The sequence below is a fragment of the Enterobacter cloacae complex sp. FDA-CDC-AR_0132 genome, assembly GCF_003010695.1.
Classification (GTDB): domain Bacteria; phylum Pseudomonadota; class Gammaproteobacteria; order Enterobacterales; family Enterobacteriaceae; genus Enterobacter; species Enterobacter ludwigii.
In genome coordinates this window covers 4,037,889-4,053,745 of the sequence record NZ_CP027618.1, presented here as the reverse complement: position 1 = coordinate 4,053,745, position 15,857 = coordinate 4,037,889, and the positions used below count along the sequence as shown (strand labels likewise).

Sequence of the window (15,857 nt, the reverse complement as noted above, 5' to 3'; positions counted from 1 at the left end):
CCCCCTGAAACGCAAGATTATTGTTATTTTTCAATACGCCCAGAGAATGGCTGATCTCTGCTTTTTGAGCATAGACCAGCTCTACTCTTCTGCAACTGTCTTAAAAAACTCACAATGCACAATATTACTTGAAATTGCACGAAATTGCCGATTAATATGAAGCCAGAAACAAAAGACGCACAAACGTGCAAACTCATGCATTTTTACTTACTGAGGTTGATATGACACAACAGTTGATTTTAATCGCCGGCCCCTATCGTAGCGGCACCGATGGCGTGCAGGCGCGCATTGATGAAAACCTTGCTCGTCTTGAAAATGCGGCGTTAGCCGTCTATCAATGTGGCCATGTTCCGGTTATTGGCGAATGGCTGGCCTTACCGTTGGCAAAAGCGGCTGGCTCGAAATCGATGGGTGATGAAATCAGTGAAGCAATGCTGTATCCCGTCGCGCACCGACTCATTGCGAAATGTGATGCTATCTACCGGATTGCCGGCGCGTCCAAAGGGGCCGATATGGACATAGAGGTGGCGCAAACGCTGGGGCTTAAGATTTACACTGCGCTTGAGGATATCCCTCAGGTTTGATGTGACCTGCCGGCCTGTCGACTTACTGACAGGCCGGATCATAAAAGCTTTTCGCGTGGGTTATGCCTTTTCCGGTTCAGAGGTCATCACCACGGAAACCCCCTTTTCTTTTACCGCGTTAATCCAGGCGCTATCGGTATCGTCTTCAACGACAATCGTGTTCACCAGCGACAGATCGCCAATCACAAAAGATGACGCGGTATTGATTTTTTCGGGGGAAGCCAGCACAACCGTTTCGGCGGCTCTGCCGGAAAATGCACGTTTGATACTCGCCTCTTCAAAATCACCGGTCGTCAGGCCCGCATCAGGATGGATGCCAGTCACTCCCATAAAGAACAGGTCCGCATGGATTTTTTCGATGCCTTCGATAGCAGCCGCGCCAACCGCAACAATAGAGTGTTTATACAGACGGCCACCGATCAGGATAACCTCAATGGAGGGATGTTCGACAAGTCCCAGCGCAATGCCTGGGCTATGCGTGACCACGGTTATCTTCAAATCAGGAGGCAGAAACGTAATCAGCTCTGACGTGGTCGTGCCGCCGTCAATGATCACCACCTGGCCGTCAGAAATCAGCTGCGCACCTTTACGGGCGACATTTTTCTTGGCATCCATCTTTACCGATTTACGCTCAGCAAACGGGGCAATGGCCGAGGATGACGGCAGCGCCCCGCCGTGAACACGCTGTAAACGCCCTTCTGCCGCCAGCTCGCGTAAATCACGCCGAATGGTATCTTCAGACACCGCGAAAAGCGTGCTGAGCGCTTTCGACTGGACCTGACCTTCAGCCTCGAGCTTTTCAAGGATCAATTGTTTTCGCTGCGTTGTGAGCATAAGGAATTCCTGATATTGCACGTTTAATCTTGAAACTGCACGACAATGCTGTTTATGATAATTACTCTACGTAAGGAGGAACAAACGTGCAATCAAAACGTGCAGATGTACGCATCATAGAAAGTGAAACACTGTCTGATAACTGGTACATCCTGAAAAAATATACCTTTGATCTGCAGCGACGCGATGGTGAATGGCAGCGGCAAAATCGCGAAGTGTACGACCGGGGAAACGGAGCCACCATCCTGCTTTATAACCGGGATAAAAAGACGGTGATCCTGACCCGCCAGTTCCGCTTCCCTGTCTTTATTAACGGGCATAAAGATGACCTTATTGAAGCTGCTGCGGGCTTGCTCGATAACATGGATCCGGAAAGCCGGATTAAAGCAGAAGCGGAAGAAGAGACCGGCTATAGCGTTTCCAGCGTTGAGAAAATTTTTGAAGCTTACATGAGCCCGGGCTCCGTCACTGAAAAACTCTATTTTTATCTCGCCGAATACCAGCCGAAAGACAGAACCAGTGAAGGCGGTGGACTCAAAGCGGAGGGTGAGGATATCGACGTACTGGAAATGACGCTGGAAGAGGCACTGCGCGGCATTGAAACGGGCAGGATTGTCGACGGGAAAACCATCATGCTGCTTTATCATGTTGCCCTGAAAGGCATTCTGTAATTGCCGCAGGACAGACACCTGCCGCAGTGCAGGTGTCTGCGTGTGCTATTCTTGCTGAAGCATGCACAACGGAGATGCAAAGATGGCTGACTGGAACCCTTCCCTGTACCTGCGATACGGAGCCGAACGTACGCGGCCCGCCGCTGAATTGCTCGACAGAATTCCCCTGGATGACGTGTCATCCATCGTCGATCTGGGCTGCGGGCCTGGAAACAGTACGGCGCTGTTAAAACATCGCTGGGCTTCAGCGCACATCACAGGGGTCGATAACTCACCTGCGATGCTCGACGAAGCCCGCAGCGCCTTACCGGATTGCCACTTTGTTGAGGCCGATATCCGCCAGTTTAAGCCCGGCCAGCCGCTGAGCCTGATTTACGCCAATGCCTCGTTGCAGTGGGTGCCCGACCACTACGATCTTCTGCCGCACCTGGTCTCTCTGCTCACGTTAAATGGCGTACTGGCCATTCAGATGCCTGACAACTGGCTTGAGCCCACTCATGTGGCGATGCGTGAAGTTGCCTGGGAACAAGGCTATCCCGATCGGGGTCGTGAAGCCTTGCCCGGCGTGCATGCCTATTACGACATTTTGACAGACGCCGGTTGTGATGTGGATATCTGGCGGACAACCTATTTCCATAAAATGAGCTCACACCAGGCCATCATTGACTGGGTAAGCGCGACCGGTTTACGTCCGTGGCTGCAGGAGCTTAATGAGAGCGAGCAGAAACGTTTTCTCAAGCGCTACCATGAAATGCTGGAAGAGCAGTATCCGCTCCAGGAAAACGGGCAGATACTGCTGGCTTTTCCACGATTGTTTATCATTGCTCAACGTCAGCCCTGAGCAACGTTATGAGCGGGCCTCTTTAAGCAGTTGCTGGATAACTTTTTCCTGTTCTTCATAGTTACCTTCGCCAAAAGAGGTATAACGTAACTGCCCTTTGGCATCGAAATAGTAATGTGCCGGCCAGTACTGGTTCCCGAAGGCGTTCCAGATCTGGTAGTTATTATCCGTCACGACCCGATACGGCAGTTGCCATTTGTTCACCGCGTTTTTCACCGACGAGAGCGGTTTTTCCCACGGATATTCAGGCGTATGCACGCCAATGACCACCAGACCCTGGGACTGATATCGCGTGGCCCAGTCGCGGACATGCGGGAGCGTATGCTGGCAGTTGATACAGTCCCAGGTCCAGAAATCAATCAGGACGACTTTACCCCGCAATGATTCAGACGTGACAGGGTCACCATTAATCCACCCGGTTCCGCCACTTAACGAAGGCAACTGACTGCTGGGTTCGGTCATGACGACCGGCTGCAGTTTTACTGGCGCAGTGGCGGGCTTCGCCAGGGTCAATAGCGTGGTTTCAAGACGGTCTGCCACCCCATTTGCACCTTTCAGCACCGAGTTCATCCCCGTGGCGTTGAACGCCACAGCCGCTAACATCACCACGCCCGCCCCCTTGCGCAACCTTTCCATCAGCGCTGATTTGGCCCGCAGCGGTGTCATCAGTTTCCGACCGCCGGCCATAAGCAGGCCCAACATAAGCGCACATCCGCTGCCATACGCCGCCAACAGCGCGCCGGTGGTGATGGCCGAATGACCCGCAATATTGATACTGAAAATAGCCCCAAGGATCGGTCCGGCACAGGGAGACCAGAGCAGACCGACGGCCAGTCCGGCCAGGAAAGCGGAAAACATTCCGCGCGTTTGTCCGCTGCGGGTATTGAGGATATTGCCCGCGCTGACCGCAGGCCCGGCTATACGCTGGGCGAAGGACGGGAAAATTAAGGCCAGCGCGGCTGTAGCCAGAATAATGAGTGCCAGCCAGCGCCCTATTATCGTGGCATCCGTGATCCATTCACTGGCAACCGTGACAACCATCGCCACCACGGTAAACATCACGATCATCCCTGCCAGCAGAGCCAGGATATGTCTTCGCTGCCCCTGAAAACCGGCAAACAGAAGAGGTATCACCGGGAGCGTACATGGACTGAGCAGGCTTATCATCCCGCCCAGAAACGCGATTATCAAAAACATAAAAACCTCACATTACAGATGGCCTGCGACGCTGCAGTGAGGGTATTTCATCGTACGGATGTGTTTGGGATGTGTGCAAAACGGGACGATTTGTCTGCTCTCGTATCGGTCACGCAACCGGATACAAAACCGTACAATCAGCGACGCGGCAGCGTTACCGTGACCTTCAGCCCGCCTTCAGGAAGGTTTGCCAGCCGCAGTTTCCCGTCAAGCTGCGCGGTCAGCTGCGCGGCAATCGCCAGCCCCAGGCCGGTTCCGCCGGTATCACGGTTACGCGATGTTTCTACCCGATAAAAAGGCTGTAATACCGCGTCGAGTTCAGCCTCAGGTATCCCCGGCCCGCCGTCCAGAATATGGATAGCAATGTGTCCGGCAGAAGAATCATCAATCTCAATAATGGCATAGCCACCAAACTTAAGCGCGTTATCCAGGAGGTTGGTCATCACTCGGCGAAGTGCCTGCGGCCGAGTCACTATCGGCAGGCGGGCGTCGTTTGCCTGAAACTGCACGTTTTTACCAATGTCCTGATAATCACAGGCAATGCTGTTTACCCAGGCATGGAGCTCCAGCTTTAGCGAGGTCTCCTCCAGGGATTCTGATGACCGGGCATAGGCAATACCCTCCCGCACCAGGCGGGTCATGTTATCGAGGTCGTTCAATAACTTGTCGCGTAACTCGGGTTGATCGGCCATCTCGACGCGCAATTTCATGCGCGTGATGGGCGTCTGCAGGTCGTGAGAAATGGATGCCAGGATCTGCGCGCGTTCGCGAAGATAGGATTGAATGCGCGCCTGCATCGCGTTAAAGGCATGCGCGGCTCTTTGCACTTCTACCGGCCCCTTCTCCGTCATTGGTGTGTTTGCCGCCGGGTCCAGCGCGTCAACTGCACGGGTAAACTGTGAAAAAGGCCGAATCACCTGACGCACGGCGATCCAGGCACAGGCCGCAAGCAGCAGCAGCTGCAATACCAGCACGACAGGTAACCAGCTGGCGACCGGTGGCATGCGTGGTGTCAGATCGATGGTCAACGGTGCCCCATCACGTAAGGTGAGATGCGCCTGAATATGGGAAATAGGACCGGGAACGGCGGTAAACGTGAGCGGGTAGTCAGCCGTAAGGGTCTCTTTTAGCGTTCGAATGGCATCGCGTGAACGCTTATCCTCAGGCGGTGCGCCCGGTTCTCCAGGCCCGAGAATATAGCGATAGTTACCGCGCTCCAGCCGCGGCAGCCAGGCCGCCCGCTCCTGAGCGGGAAGTCGGTCAAGAATGGCCACGCTAGTGGCTACATCGTTTTCCAGATTACCCAGCATTACGGTGCGGGCGCTGTGCATGCGTTCAACCATCACCAGCGTCAGGCTGAGAGTATTGGCCAGTAAGAGTCCAGCCAGCACGATGACCAACAGCCGGGACAGCAACGAGCGTGGCCAAAGCGTCATTCATTGGCCTCTTTTATGATCACCGGCATTGTAAAGACATAACCTTCACTGCGCACGGTCTTGATATAGGCCGGCGTGCGGGCGTCTTCATTCAGACGCTGACGCACCCGGCTCACCAGCAGATCAATCGATCGTTCAAAAAGCTCGGCATCGCGCCCCTGGGTCAGATTTAGCAGTTGATCCCGGGTCAGGACGCGCTGAGGGTGATCGAGGAACACGCGCAGCAGACGATATTCCGCCCCGCTGAGCGCCACCACCATCCCTTCACTGTCGATTAAATGACGGGCCACGGTGTCCAGTTGCCATTCTCCAAACGTGACCAGTCGTCCGGCTTCCGTCACCTGTAAATTGGGGGGCATTGTGCGGAAACGACGTAAAATGGCTTTGATCCGCGCGAGTAACTCGCGTGCAACAAAAGGCTTCACGACATAATCGTCTGCCCCCATCTCCAGCCCCAGGATCCGGTCTGTTTCCTCGTTACGCGCCGTGAGCATCAGAATGGGCAAGTCTTTATGTTTACCGCTTCGGAGCTGACGACACAGCGTTAATCCGTCATCGCCGGGCATCATGACATCCAGCACCACAAGATCGATATGCTGTTTATCAAGCACAACTCGCATCTCTTTGCCATTTGCCGCGCCAGAGGCGCGATATCCGGACTTAACGAGGTAATCGACAATCAGCTCACGAATATCCCTGTCGTCATCGACGACAAGGATATGATCAATATGCTCCACAGAAATCTCCAGACTGAAGGATAACGTATTGAAAATAGCACATTTCAGAGTTTATCTGCGTCCACAACTGCGTTGACGAAATCCTGCGGATCTTCCTGCGGAGGATTGTGACCTACGGTTTTGCCAAAGGTACGGTGTTCATACTTACCGGTGAATTTCCCGGCGTAGGCCTGTGGAGCAGGATGTGGCGCCCCGTTGTTTCCGCCTTCAATGGTGATCGTCGGGACGGTAATATTCGGAAGCGTTGCCAGTTTTTGCTCATAACTGTCGTATTTGCGCTCCCCTTTTTCCAGCCCTAAACGCCAGCGATAGTTACTGAGCGTCACCGCGACATGGTCCGGGTTATCAAGGGATTTGGCACTGGCGTTAAACGTTGCATCGCTAAATTTCCAGTCAGGTGATGCCTGCGACCAGATCAAACGGGCGAAGTCATGGGTGTTTTTGGCGTAGCCTTCAGCACCACGTTCGGTGGCGAAATAGAACTGATACCACCACTGAACTTCTGCTTTCGGCGGTAAGGGTTGTTTGCCAATCTGCTGGCTGCTGATCAGGTATCCACTGACGGAGACCAGCGATTTAACGCGTTCTGGCCACAGCGCCGCGACGATGTCCGCCGTACGGGCCCCCCAGTCGTATCCTGCAAAAACGGCCTGCTTGATGTTCAGGGCATCCATCAGGTTCACAACGTCTTTCGCCATGGCCGAAGGCTGGCCGTTACGCGGCGTTTTATCTGAGAGGAAACGGGTAGTTCCGTAGCCACGCAGAGAAGGCACAATCACCCGATATCCTTTGGCAGCCAGCGCGGGAGCGACTTGCGCATAACTATGAATATCGTAGGGCCAGCCGTGTAATAAAATGATCGGTTGACCATTTTTCGGGCCGATGTCGACATAACCGACGTTAAGGTCGCCGGCGTTAATCTGCTGAGGATGATCAAACGCCGTCGCGAAATCAGTACCGGTTGCTTCGGCCTGACAGGACATGACGGTACCAAGAGAAACGGTTAAAGCCAGAGTTGAGTATGCGAGTTTGCTGAACATGTTGTTATCTCCGATTGAGTACGATTCACGGGGATATAACAACATCGGTTTGTATAGCGGATATGTGCTAATGGGCCTTTATTGCAAGCCTGTGTATGTATCAGAGGCGTTGATACAATGTGATACAAACACAGGTCATTGCGTCTTAAAGCGAGACGCGATAACGAACGTAATCGTCGGCTTCGCCATATTGGTCGTAGAGTTTACGTGCCGGGTTGTTCTGCCGCGTGACCCAGTAAAGTTTTGACCACCCTTCGCGCTTGCCTTCGTCCATCAGGGCGTCAATGAGCGCTTTTCCAGTCCCTGCTCCCCGTTGGCTGGCAGCAACAAACAGATCTTCCAGATAACAAACGGGCGCTGTCGACCAGGTTCCTTCGTGCAAAATACACATGGCGAAGCCGATGACGTTGCCGTCGCTTTCCGCAACCCGGCAAAACATCGATGATCGCTCGTCGAGCGCCCTTTGCCATGTCGCGGCGGTCACGGACTCATCGAGGACACAGTCATAAAAATGGGTGTAGCCGTCCCACAGCGGACGCCACTGGGAATAATCTTCTGCGCGTAAAGCTCTTACCGTAACAGCCATATATTCCTCATATTACAAATCGAAAGCCTTTTAAAAGCAGTTATTGGTAGTAAAGAATTCCAGCACACCGAAAAAGAATGTGATAGAGATGAAAATACCAGAAGGTGAACAAAAACATAACGCTTAAACAGGGAGAACCACGGATGACAATACCGACGCTAACGACAGAACGCCTGTTACTCATTCCCCTGGTCGCGGAAGATGCCGTCCAGATACAGCGGCTTTATCCGCGCTGGGAAATCGTTCGCTATATGGTCTCCTCAGTACCCTGGCCCTACCCGGATAACGGCGCGGAGTATTATGTTAATAACGTTGCATTGCCGGATATGGAAAAAGGCATTGCCTGGTTCTGGAGTATTCGACGTCGCGAGGCGCCGGATGAGCTGATGGGGATTATCTGCCTGTACGATGTCGAAGATAACAACCGTGGGTTCTGGTTGGCGCCGGAGTTTCAGGGTAAGGGATACATGCGTGAGGCCAGTATTGCGGCGACGGATTATTGGTTTAACACCCTGAACAAGCCGGTGTTGCGTGCGCCAAAAGCGGCTGCTAACAGCCGCTCCCGTCGTATTTCAGACAGTAGCGGCATGCGGCTTATCAGGACAGAAAAGAAAGCGTACGTCAGCGGCATGCTGGATTCCGAACTGTGGGAAATCACCCGTGACGAATGGAATGCCCGTCAGGTCAGTTGATAATACTTATCCGGTAACAGTCTTTCGGGGATCTCTTCTTCATCGTTCATCTGCAACAGGTCACGTTCCATCATGTTGCAGATGGCGTCCAGCGGCAGGTCGTTATCTTCGGTACCAAACGGGTCTTCCAGCTCTTCCGCCAGCGTATCCAGCGAGATAAAGGTGTAAGAAATCAGCGCCGACACAAAAGGTGTCATGTAGTGCAGATCGACGACCAGCGCGAACGGCAGCATGATGCAGAACAGATACACCGTACGATGAAGGATCAGCGTGTAAGCAAACGGTACAGGTGTCGTCAAAATACGCTCGCAACCCGACAGGACGATGGACATGTCGTTCAGCCGGTTGTTGAGACTGTGGAACAGGATATCTGAGAGCTCGCCATTGCGGCGCCTGACGGCAAGCCACTCCCCCATGATCAGTAAAATACGGTTCGCCGGCGAGTTGGCGTTCATCACCTTGCGTAAATCATCTTCCGGAAGATAACGGGAAAGTTGTTCGGCGTTCGTTTCCCGGCGCAGGGTCATGCGCAAACAGTTGGCAAAGGCAATCTGCAGGCGGACAAACTCGCCGAGATGTTTATCGTCCGGCAAGGTGTTTTTTACCTCGCGAAACAGAGAGCGTGCCGCTATCATCAGTTGCCCCCAAAGCTGGCGCGCCTCAACGTAGCGGGAATAGCAGGCGTTGTTTCGGAAACCGAGAAAGATAGCGATCGCCACACCGAGAATGCTAAATGGCGCAACGGTAAATTTGATGCCAAGGGACGTGTACCACGGCAGCATCAGGATCACGGCGATAGAAAGCAGGAAGTTGAGTAGCAAGCGGGTATAGATTTTTGGCAGTACCGAGCCATGCCAGACAAAGATGAGTTGTAACCAGTGCTGTTTAGGACGAACAATCATAGTGAGTTTCAGGAAAGAAAAAGAGCGTGGCTATTAAACGTGATCCCCCTCACGGTTGCAAGCATGTTAATAAAACATTGAATTTTCTGACCTGGCTAGCCTAAACCGCACGGTGCCAGAGGTGTTTTTTAAAAACAGAGCAAATAGTATGTTGTAACTAATAAGATCCCCATTAAAACCCGGCCGAAGCCGGGCAACGGTGTTAGCAGAGCGGTTTAACCGCCGCACGCATTCCTTGAAGCAGAATAGCATCCAGATCCCGCGTAACCTGCTCGACCAGGCCGTTAACCTGCGTAAGATCTTGCTCCCAGTGTTCACTCACGCTCAGTACCGATTTTACCAGTTGGCGGGTAGTGATCTGGCGATCGTGATGCTGTGTCCACAGCTGCTGGAAACGCGCCAGCCAGTGCGCGTCGTCCTGTACCGGGTAACTTTCCCCGTTACGCTCCCCGCGATAAAACGCAATCAGTGCCGCTAAAGCAAACGTCAGTCGCGCAGGCAATGACCCGGTTGCTTTCTGCCCTGCCAGCAGCTGCGGCAGAATGCGGGTGCGGTACTTGGTCATCCCGTTGAGGGCAATCGACAGCAGCTGATGCCGGATGTAAGGGTTACGGAAACGGCCCGTTACCGCACTGGCGAACGATTCTAGCTCATCACGCGGCAAATCCAGTACCGGAATAATTTCCTCATAGATAGCTTTTTCGACAAAAGCACACACGTCAGCATCGTTCATCGCCTCGCCTACCGTGTCCAGCCCGGCCTGGAAGGCTACCGGTACCAGCGCCGTGTGCGCACCGTTCAGAATGGCGACTTTACGCTCTTTGTAAGGCCGGATGTCATCCACGATCAATACGTTGAGCGGGAACTTATCAAGACGCAGTTCGCTGGCAAGGGAGTCAGGGCCCTGAATCACAAACAGATAGAAGTGTTCGGCGGTATCCAGGAACCCGTCCTGATAACCCAGTTCTGCCTGCAGGGCGACCACTTCGTCACGCGGGTAACCCGTTACAATGCGGTCAACCAGGGTCGAGCAGAAACAGTTGGCATCGTTCAACCATTCAGTAAAGGCCGTCGGCAGCGCCCACTCCTGCGCGTAGCGCAGCACCAGTTCCCGCAGCGCATCCCCGTTGTAGTCAATCAGTTCACACGGAATGATGACCCAGCCTTTGTCTGGCGCACCGTTAAAATGACTGAAACGCTCGAAGAGCAATCGCGTCAGTTTCGCCGGGTAGCTGACGGCAGGCGCATCTTCAAAGGTGTCGCCCGCGTGATAACCGATCCCCGCTTCCGTGGTATTCGAGAACACAAAGCGCATCTCCGGGTTATGAGCCAGCCTGAGGAACGCATCGTATTCGTTATAAACGTTGATTTCGCGGTTAACGGAACGGATAAGACGTGCATCGCTCACCGCGTCGCCCTTTTCGTTCAGGCCGCGAATGATCGTGGTATACAGTCCATCCTGCGTATTCAGCGACGGCGGAAAATCACTTTGAATGGGACGAACGACCACCACACCGGCGTTAAGATCGGTATGTTCGTTTAACAGGTCGATTTGCCAGTCGATAAACGCCCGCAGGAAATTGCCTTCACCAAACTGAATGATACGTTCCGGATAGTGTGGACCGGGAAAATCATGACGGTTAAGTGTGTTCACAATGGGTTCCTTTTATAATTAGTCATACAGCCTGATAAGATTGGTACGATAACTTATCAAAACTTTACGACCGGGAACCCTGTTTTGATCAATTCATGATGGAGTTGTGAAAAATAATTATAAGAATTTATAGAACACGGAGGTGGCGGTCATCGCGCCATCCGGCATCAATGCATAGCGCGGGATCTCCCCCACTTTTTGCCAGCCAGCACGCTGGTAGAACGTCTCGGCACCGCTGCCGGTGGACGTATCCAGTACCAGGACCGAAATGCCTCTGGCTCTGGCCTGTACTTCAAGTTCTTCCATCAGGGCCATTGCCGCCCCTTTACGGCGCGCTTTTTCATGGACCAGCAGTTTTGCCACATCCGCGCGATGCGGCTGATTCTCCGGCTGATCGGTGATCAACTGTACCGTGCCGATAACACCGTCCTGCGGATCGATACTGGCCAGCACAAGACGTTCATTGCGTCCCACGCTCTCAGCAATACCGCGCCAGAAAGCACGTGCTTTTTCCGGGCTAAAGGGCAACATAAAACTGACGGATGCGCCGCCGTTAACGCAGTTTTCGAGGATCGCGGACAACGCATCGAGGTGGGTGAGGATCTCTTCCCTGGTGAGGTTTTTGATGTGCAGTGAGGTATTCATTGTTTTTCCTTACGTTGAATACCGTCACTGTGCAATTAACATCTTATTAACGCAAACGGATCGATCATAGGCTTTTGTTATGTCATCTTTCGCGATGGCGCTGCTGCTTCATGGCATACATCTTTTCATCGGCCTCTTTTAGCCACTGTTGCAGGTCATGACCATTATGGTCGAATTCACTGAGGCCCCACGAGAACAGAAGCGACCACGGATGCAGTTTGCGGGCATTATAATTTTCGACCTGCTCGGCCAGATACTGCATCGCAATCCAGGCCCCCTGCTCATCCGTATCGGCGAACAGCACGGCAAACTCATCCCCGCCAAAGCGAACCAGCAGATCCGCCTCACGGAAGGAGGAACGCATCAGTTGCGCCATCACGTTCAGCGCCTTATCCCCTTCCTCGTGGCCGTAGCGATCGTTTATCTCCTTAAAACGATCCAGATCCAGCCAGCCGAGGGTTAACGGCTCTGCACGGCGTCGGGCGACGGACAGGGTAAACCGGACGAGCTGATTAAAGCCCCGACGGTTGAATAAGCCCGTCAGTTCATCGGTAGTCGCCGCACTGACGGCGGCAAATTCATCTTCTGCCAGCGCGCCCAGATCTCCCAGCACGGCAAGATCGGCCGCCGTAAACTCGCGCGGAGAATAATCAATCAGGCAAAGCGATCCGACGCTCGCGCCGTCGCGCAGACGCAGCGGGAAACCAGCGTAGAAACGAACGCCAGGCTCACCGGCCACCAGCGGATTATCGGCAAAGCGGTCATCCTGACGCATGTCCCCCACCACCAGCGGCGCTTCGCTGAGTATCGTATGGCCACAAAATGAGATATTGCGCGGGACAGAGTCCGGTGCCTGGCCATCAGCCGACTTCACGATCAGCGAATGCTCATCGATAAGATTGACCATCGCCAGCGGCACCTGGAAAAAGCGTTTTGCCAGACGCGTCAGACGGTCAAAGGCCGGCGAACTGTCGATTTCAAGCAGGCCTGATTCGCGCAGCGAGTTCAGACGTTCCGTTTCGTTTTCAGGGGTTGCAGGTGTTTTCATAACGTCTCCTGACGCAAGCTTTACTAAAAGCGTAGCTTAAACAGAGACATTGTCAGTGTACGAATATCCTGTTCAGACGCTATTTGTTAACGTCACTGGCTCATGACGACTAATGCAGTGATGTTTCGCTGCCGGACGTTGCAGTAACCTGCTCATCCGACAACCGGGCGCTGGTCCGATTTCGCCCCGCTTTCTTTGAGCGATAGAGATGATCGTCCGCTTCAGCCATCAGCTTATTAAAGACCTCCGTCAACTGCCATGACTCAGATTTACCGCTGCCCAGGCCAATGCTGACGGTCAGATACAGCGTCTGCTGGCGCCAGGTAAACGGATGATGTGCGACGGTGGTTCGGATGCGTTCAGCCAGTTCAAAACCGTGCTGCGCATCCCCGGAGTTCACGACCACCGCGAACTCTTCTCCGCCCATTCGCGCCACCATACCGTCCTCACCGACAACCTGCTGAACCTGCCGGGCAAAGGCCGCCAGTATGCGATCACCGCACTCGTGACCGTAGTTATCATTGATGCTTTTGAAGTAATCGATATCCAGCAGCATGACGGTTAAAAAACGCGAATGCCGGTGCGCCTCTTCTTGCTTTAACGCTTCATAAAGCCCGGAGCGGGAATAGACATGCGTCAGAAAATCATAATCTGCCCGCAGTGACACCTGACGAATCAGTGAATTAATGGCCGCCACGCTGACGGAGACCATCACCGGACAAATAGCCATAGTGGCAATGCCCAGCCGGGCTGAGAACATCATCGGGGTCGAAAGCGGTGTCGCGACGGCAATATTGATAATGGAGTTGGCAACCAGAATGATCTCAACGGCGCCCGTGAGAAACGTCAGTAAACAGGTGACGGGCAGCGGGTAGCGTACCGCACACCAGATAAGCGCCGGCAGCGGGAAACAGAGGCTCCCCGCGCCGCCAATCACCACCGACGCGACCACCGAGACTATCAACGCCATAACCGGGAACAGCTGCTCCAGGCGTAGCTGAATATCACGCACGGGCAGGCTAATCGTCAGCATACACGGCACAATCAGCACCCCCGTTGAAAACTGCTCGCTAAACCAGTCGGCAAACAGCGGCCAGAAGGTGTGACTGTCGATACCGACCGACCCCACCGCGCCAAGCAAGGCACACAGCAGCGCAGCAATCAGGCAGTAGTTAAACAGACGCAGCGCATTAAGCGGATCGGGGGTTTTCATCAGCCGTTTATCACGCAGAACCAGTATGGCGACCACGACGATAAAAATCATATTGGACAGGTTAATCACCAGCGAGGCCATTCCCCAGCTGGTGGTGACCGCGTCGTACATCAGCATGGCAACATACGCGACCGCGTAGTTATGCAGACGATTCAGATAAGCATAACGGGCGAATACTCCCGCCATAACGCCATTCAGTGGCCAGAACAGCGACAACGCTTCAACCAGACGCAATTCAGCACCCACAAAATAGAATAAGGTGGTGAGAATAAAGATCCACGACGCATTACGCAGCGGAGTATCGGGTTGAAAAAACCTGAAGGCAGAGAGAGCAGAACGCATTAAATATCATTCCGTATAATAACTTATGGCGATTATGTCGATCGTCAGCAGGATCTGAACTAACTTAACCTGCATCTATAACACAAATACAACAGGATCATAACTCGTCAAGTTTAGGCGTTCATCTGCAGCACCAGCCAGTGGTGGATCACGCTGACAATATAATGCTGTTGCTGCGCGCTGAGTTGAACACCCTGCGGAATGTTATGCCACTTTGCCAGACAGCCACGACAACAGGTGGCGGTGGCATGCTGAGCGATAAACACCGGATGACCGCGCATGGGCGTCTGTTTCCCGTCATTGGTGGGATGGGCCGGTGCAAGACGCCGGGCAACAAAATCGGCGGCGTGCTGGTCAATGGTTTCGGCACCTTTGTCCCAGCAGTACTGCCGTTCCTTCGTGCCTAAGCGAAAGCGCGAACGAAAAGGTGATCGCGCCAGGCGGGCAAAAAGCGGATCCAGGGTCGACATCAGTATACGGAACGTCCCAGACGTTGGGTCAGTTTCTCCAGAACTGCCACACCGGCAAGTGAATTTCCCGTTTCATCCAGCTCCGGGCTCCAGACGGCAATCGCCATTTCGTGAGGCACGATTGCCACCACCCCGCCGCCGACACCCGATTTAGCCGGAAGACCGACGCGCCAGGCAAACTCTCCGGCGTTCTGATACATCCCGCTGGTCGCCATCAGGGCATTCACCTGACGCGCCTGCATGGGCGAGACAACATCTTGCGCGAGGTGCGGCGCATGCCCCTGATGGGCGAGGAACAAGAATGTCTGTGCCAGTTCAACACAGCTCATTTCCAGCGCGCAGTAATGAAAATAGTTTTGCAGCACGGTGGCGACATCGTTATGGAAGTTACCAAACGATTTCATGAGCCAGGCGATAGCCGCGTTACGGGCGGAGTGTTCAAACTCCGAGCGCGCCACCACCGCATTGTAGGCAATATCCGCGACGCCCGAGAGCTGACGGACAATTTCAAGCATACGCTGGCGAGGGGCGCTGAGACGGCTTTGCAGCATATCGCAAACCACCAGCGCACCGGCATTGATAAACGGGTTACGCGGCTTACCCTGTTCAATTTCGAGCTGAAGCAGTGAGTTGAAAGGCTGCCCGGATGGATCCTTCCCCACGCGATGCCAGATTTCGTCTTCCTCATACTGACGCATGGCCGCAACCAGACTGAGTACTTTTGAAATCGACTGAATTGAAAAACGCTCGGTGGCGTCACCGGCCTGGTAACGCTGCCCGTCTACCGTACAAATGGCAATACCCAGCTTATTCCCGCTGACTGAGGCAAGGGCCGGAATATAGTCGGCAACCTTCCCTTTTCCAATTAACGGACGAACCTGCGACAGAATCTCGTCCAACATCTCATTATGGATGACCGCAGCCACACTTTGCTCCTTGCCCTCAGGCTAAAACGGGCTGCGAGT

17 protein-coding genes are annotated in these 15,857 nt (G+C 53.7%); 4 read left to right on the top strand and 13 right to left on the bottom strand.

Features of this window, described 5'->3' with window-relative positions; all coding sequences use genetic code 11:
• Positions 1 to 221: 221 nt before the first annotated feature.
• Positions 222 to 584: a DUF4406 domain-containing protein gene (locus tag AM379_RS19640; RefSeq protein ID WP_032678156.1), complete on the top strand. Its 363-nt coding sequence runs from the start codon at positions 222 to 224 to the stop codon at positions 582 to 584.
• A 60-nt stretch (positions 585 to 644) separates the two neighbouring features.
• On the opposite strand, the gene AM379_RS19635 is transcribed toward AM379_RS19640, so the two are convergent.
• Positions 645 to 1,418, bottom strand: coding sequence for a DeoR/GlpR family DNA-binding transcription regulator (locus tag AM379_RS19635; RefSeq protein ID WP_020884137.1), 774 nt, complete (start codon positions 1,416 to 1,418; stop codon positions 645 to 647).
• An 86-nt stretch (positions 1,419 to 1,504) separates the two neighbouring features.
• Here AM379_RS19635 and AM379_RS19630 point away from each other — a divergent pair, with 86 nt between their 5' ends.
• Together AM379_RS19630 and tam are read left to right on the top strand one after the other, a co-directional pair.
• Entirely contained in the window at positions 1,505 to 2,089 is a 585-nt protein-coding gene (locus tag AM379_RS19630; RefSeq protein WP_032678155.1) for an NUDIX domain-containing protein, read from the top strand.
• A gap of 82 nt (positions 2,090 to 2,171) precedes the next feature.
• On the top strand, positions 2,172 to 2,930 hold the full coding sequence (gene tam, locus AM379_RS19625; RefSeq protein ID WP_032678154.1) for a trans-aconitate 2-methyltransferase: 759 nt from the start codon (positions 2,172 to 2,174) through the stop codon (positions 2,928 to 2,930).
• 6 nt (positions 2,931 to 2,936) lie between these two features.
• Here tam and AM379_RS19620 read toward each other — a convergent pair whose 3' ends face one another.
• From AM379_RS19620 to AM379_RS19600, 5 genes are all read right to left on the bottom strand, one after another.
• Positions 2,937 to 4,127, bottom strand: a complete 1,191-nt coding sequence (locus AM379_RS19620; protein ID WP_032678153.1) for a cytochrome c biogenesis protein/redoxin — start codon at positions 4,125 to 4,127, stop codon at positions 2,937 to 2,939.
• A 137-nt stretch (positions 4,128 to 4,264) separates the two neighbouring features.
• Positions 4,265 to 5,563 (bottom strand): ATP-binding protein, encoded by a 1,299-nt coding sequence (locus AM379_RS19615; RefSeq protein WP_106504109.1) that lies wholly within the window; start codon positions 5,561 to 5,563, stop codon positions 4,265 to 4,267.
• The gene (locus AM379_RS19610; RefSeq protein ID WP_032678151.1) at positions 5,560 to 6,300 is read right to left on the bottom strand and encodes a response regulator; all 741 of its coding nucleotides are present in this window, start codon (positions 6,298 to 6,300) and stop codon (positions 5,560 to 5,562) included. The genes AM379_RS19615 and AM379_RS19610 overlap by 4 nt, the downstream gene beginning before the upstream one ends.
• A 44-nt stretch (positions 6,301 to 6,344) precedes the next feature.
• The gene (locus tag AM379_RS19605) at positions 6,345 to 7,340 is read right to left on the bottom strand and encodes an alpha/beta fold hydrolase (protein ID WP_032678150.1); all 996 of its coding nucleotides are present in this window, start codon (positions 7,338 to 7,340) and stop codon (positions 6,345 to 6,347) included.
• 145 nt (positions 7,341 to 7,485) lie between these two features.
• Positions 7,486 to 7,926: a GNAT family N-acetyltransferase gene (locus AM379_RS19600; RefSeq protein ID WP_014170062.1), complete on the bottom strand. Its 441-nt coding sequence runs from the start codon at positions 7,924 to 7,926 to the stop codon at positions 7,486 to 7,488.
• 143 nt (positions 7,927 to 8,069) lie between these two features.
• Here AM379_RS19600 and AM379_RS19595 point away from each other — a divergent pair, with 143 nt between their 5' ends.
• Entirely contained in the window at positions 8,070 to 8,618 is a 549-nt protein-coding gene (locus tag AM379_RS19595; RefSeq protein WP_050736792.1) for a GNAT family N-acetyltransferase, read from the top strand.
• Here the strand turns inward: AM379_RS19595 and AM379_RS19590 are convergent.
• The 7 genes from AM379_RS19590 to glsB all read right to left on the bottom strand — a co-directional run bounded on the left by AM379_RS19590 (position 8,606) and on the right by glsB (position 15,818).
• Positions 8,606 to 9,520 (bottom strand): bestrophin family protein, encoded by a 915-nt coding sequence (locus AM379_RS19590; RefSeq protein ID WP_014170060.1) that lies wholly within the window; start codon positions 9,518 to 9,520, stop codon positions 8,606 to 8,608. The genes AM379_RS19595 and AM379_RS19590 overlap by 13 nt on opposite strands.
• 202 nt (positions 9,521 to 9,722) lie before the next feature.
• Positions 9,723 to 11,174, bottom strand: coding sequence for a tagaturonate reductase (locus AM379_RS19585; protein ID WP_106504108.1), 1,452 nt, complete (start codon positions 11,172 to 11,174; stop codon positions 9,723 to 9,725).
• A gap of 117 nt (positions 11,175 to 11,291) precedes the next feature.
• Positions 11,292 to 11,819 (bottom strand): GNAT family N-acetyltransferase, encoded by a 528-nt coding sequence (locus AM379_RS19580; protein WP_020884147.1) that lies wholly within the window; start codon positions 11,817 to 11,819, stop codon positions 11,292 to 11,294.
• A gap of 82 nt (positions 11,820 to 11,901) precedes the next feature.
• Positions 11,902 to 12,867 (bottom strand): sensor domain-containing diguanylate cyclase, encoded by a 966-nt coding sequence (locus AM379_RS19575; RefSeq protein WP_014170057.1) that lies wholly within the window; start codon positions 12,865 to 12,867, stop codon positions 11,902 to 11,904.
• A 109-nt stretch (positions 12,868 to 12,976) separates the two neighbouring features.
• Positions 12,977 to 14,422: a sensor domain-containing diguanylate cyclase gene (locus AM379_RS19570; RefSeq protein ID WP_020884148.1), complete on the bottom strand. Its 1,446-nt coding sequence runs from the start codon at positions 14,420 to 14,422 to the stop codon at positions 12,977 to 12,979.
• A gap of 113 nt (positions 14,423 to 14,535) precedes the next feature.
• Positions 14,536 to 14,892: a DUF4186 domain-containing protein gene (locus AM379_RS19565; RefSeq protein ID WP_025204199.1), complete on the bottom strand. Its 357-nt coding sequence runs from the start codon at positions 14,890 to 14,892 to the stop codon at positions 14,536 to 14,538.
• Complete coding sequence (glsB, locus tag AM379_RS19560) at positions 14,892 to 15,818, bottom strand: glutaminase B (protein ID WP_025204200.1); 927 nt, start codon at positions 15,816 to 15,818, stop codon at positions 14,892 to 14,894. The genes AM379_RS19565 and glsB overlap by 1 nt, the downstream gene beginning before the upstream one ends.
• Positions 15,819 to 15,857: the final 39 nt, after the last annotated feature.

Bases quoted from the DNA above. Each gene is read 5' to 3' on its own strand.
- AM379_RS19640 (WP_032678156.1), top strand. From the start codon at position 222: ATGACACAACAGTTGATTTTAATCGCCGGCCCCTATCGTAGCGGCACC.
- AM379_RS19635 (WP_020884137.1), bottom strand. From the start codon at position 1,418: ATGCTCACAACGCAGCGAAAACAATTGATCCTTGAAAAGCTCGAGGCT.
- tam (WP_032678154.1), top strand. From the start codon at position 2,172: ATGGCTGACTGGAACCCTTCCCTGTACCTGCGATACGGAGCCGAACGT.
- AM379_RS19620 (WP_032678153.1), bottom strand. From the start codon at position 4,127: ATGTTTTTGATAATCGCGTTTCTGGGCGGGATGATAAGCCTGCTCAGT.
- AM379_RS19615 (WP_106504109.1), bottom strand. From the start codon at position 5,563: ATGACGCTTTGGCCACGCTCGTTGCTGTCCCGGCTGTTGGTCATCGTG.
- AM379_RS19605 (WP_032678150.1), bottom strand. From the start codon at position 7,340: ATGTTCAGCAAACTCGCATACTCAACTCTGGCTTTAACCGTTTCTCTT.
- AM379_RS19600 (WP_014170062.1), bottom strand. From the start codon at position 7,926: ATGGCTGTTACGGTAAGAGCTTTACGCGCAGAAGATTATTCCCAGTGG.
- AM379_RS19595 (WP_050736792.1), top strand. From the start codon at position 8,070: ATGACAATACCGACGCTAACGACAGAACGCCTGTTACTCATTCCCCTG.
- AM379_RS19590 (WP_014170060.1), bottom strand. From the start codon at position 9,520: ATGATTGTTCGTCCTAAACAGCACTGGTTACAACTCATCTTTGTCTGG.
- AM379_RS19580 (WP_020884147.1), bottom strand. From the start codon at position 11,819: ATGAATACCTCACTGCACATCAAAAACCTCACCAGGGAAGAGATCCTC.
- AM379_RS19575 (WP_014170057.1), bottom strand. From the start codon at position 12,867: ATGAAAACACCTGCAACCCCTGAAAACGAAACGGAACGTCTGAACTCG.
- AM379_RS19570 (WP_020884148.1), bottom strand. From the start codon at position 14,422: ATGCGTTCTGCTCTCTCTGCCTTCAGGTTTTTTCAACCCGATACTCCG.
- AM379_RS19565 (WP_025204199.1), bottom strand. From the start codon at position 14,892: ATGTCGACCCTGGATCCGCTTTTTGCCCGCCTGGCGCGATCACCTTTT.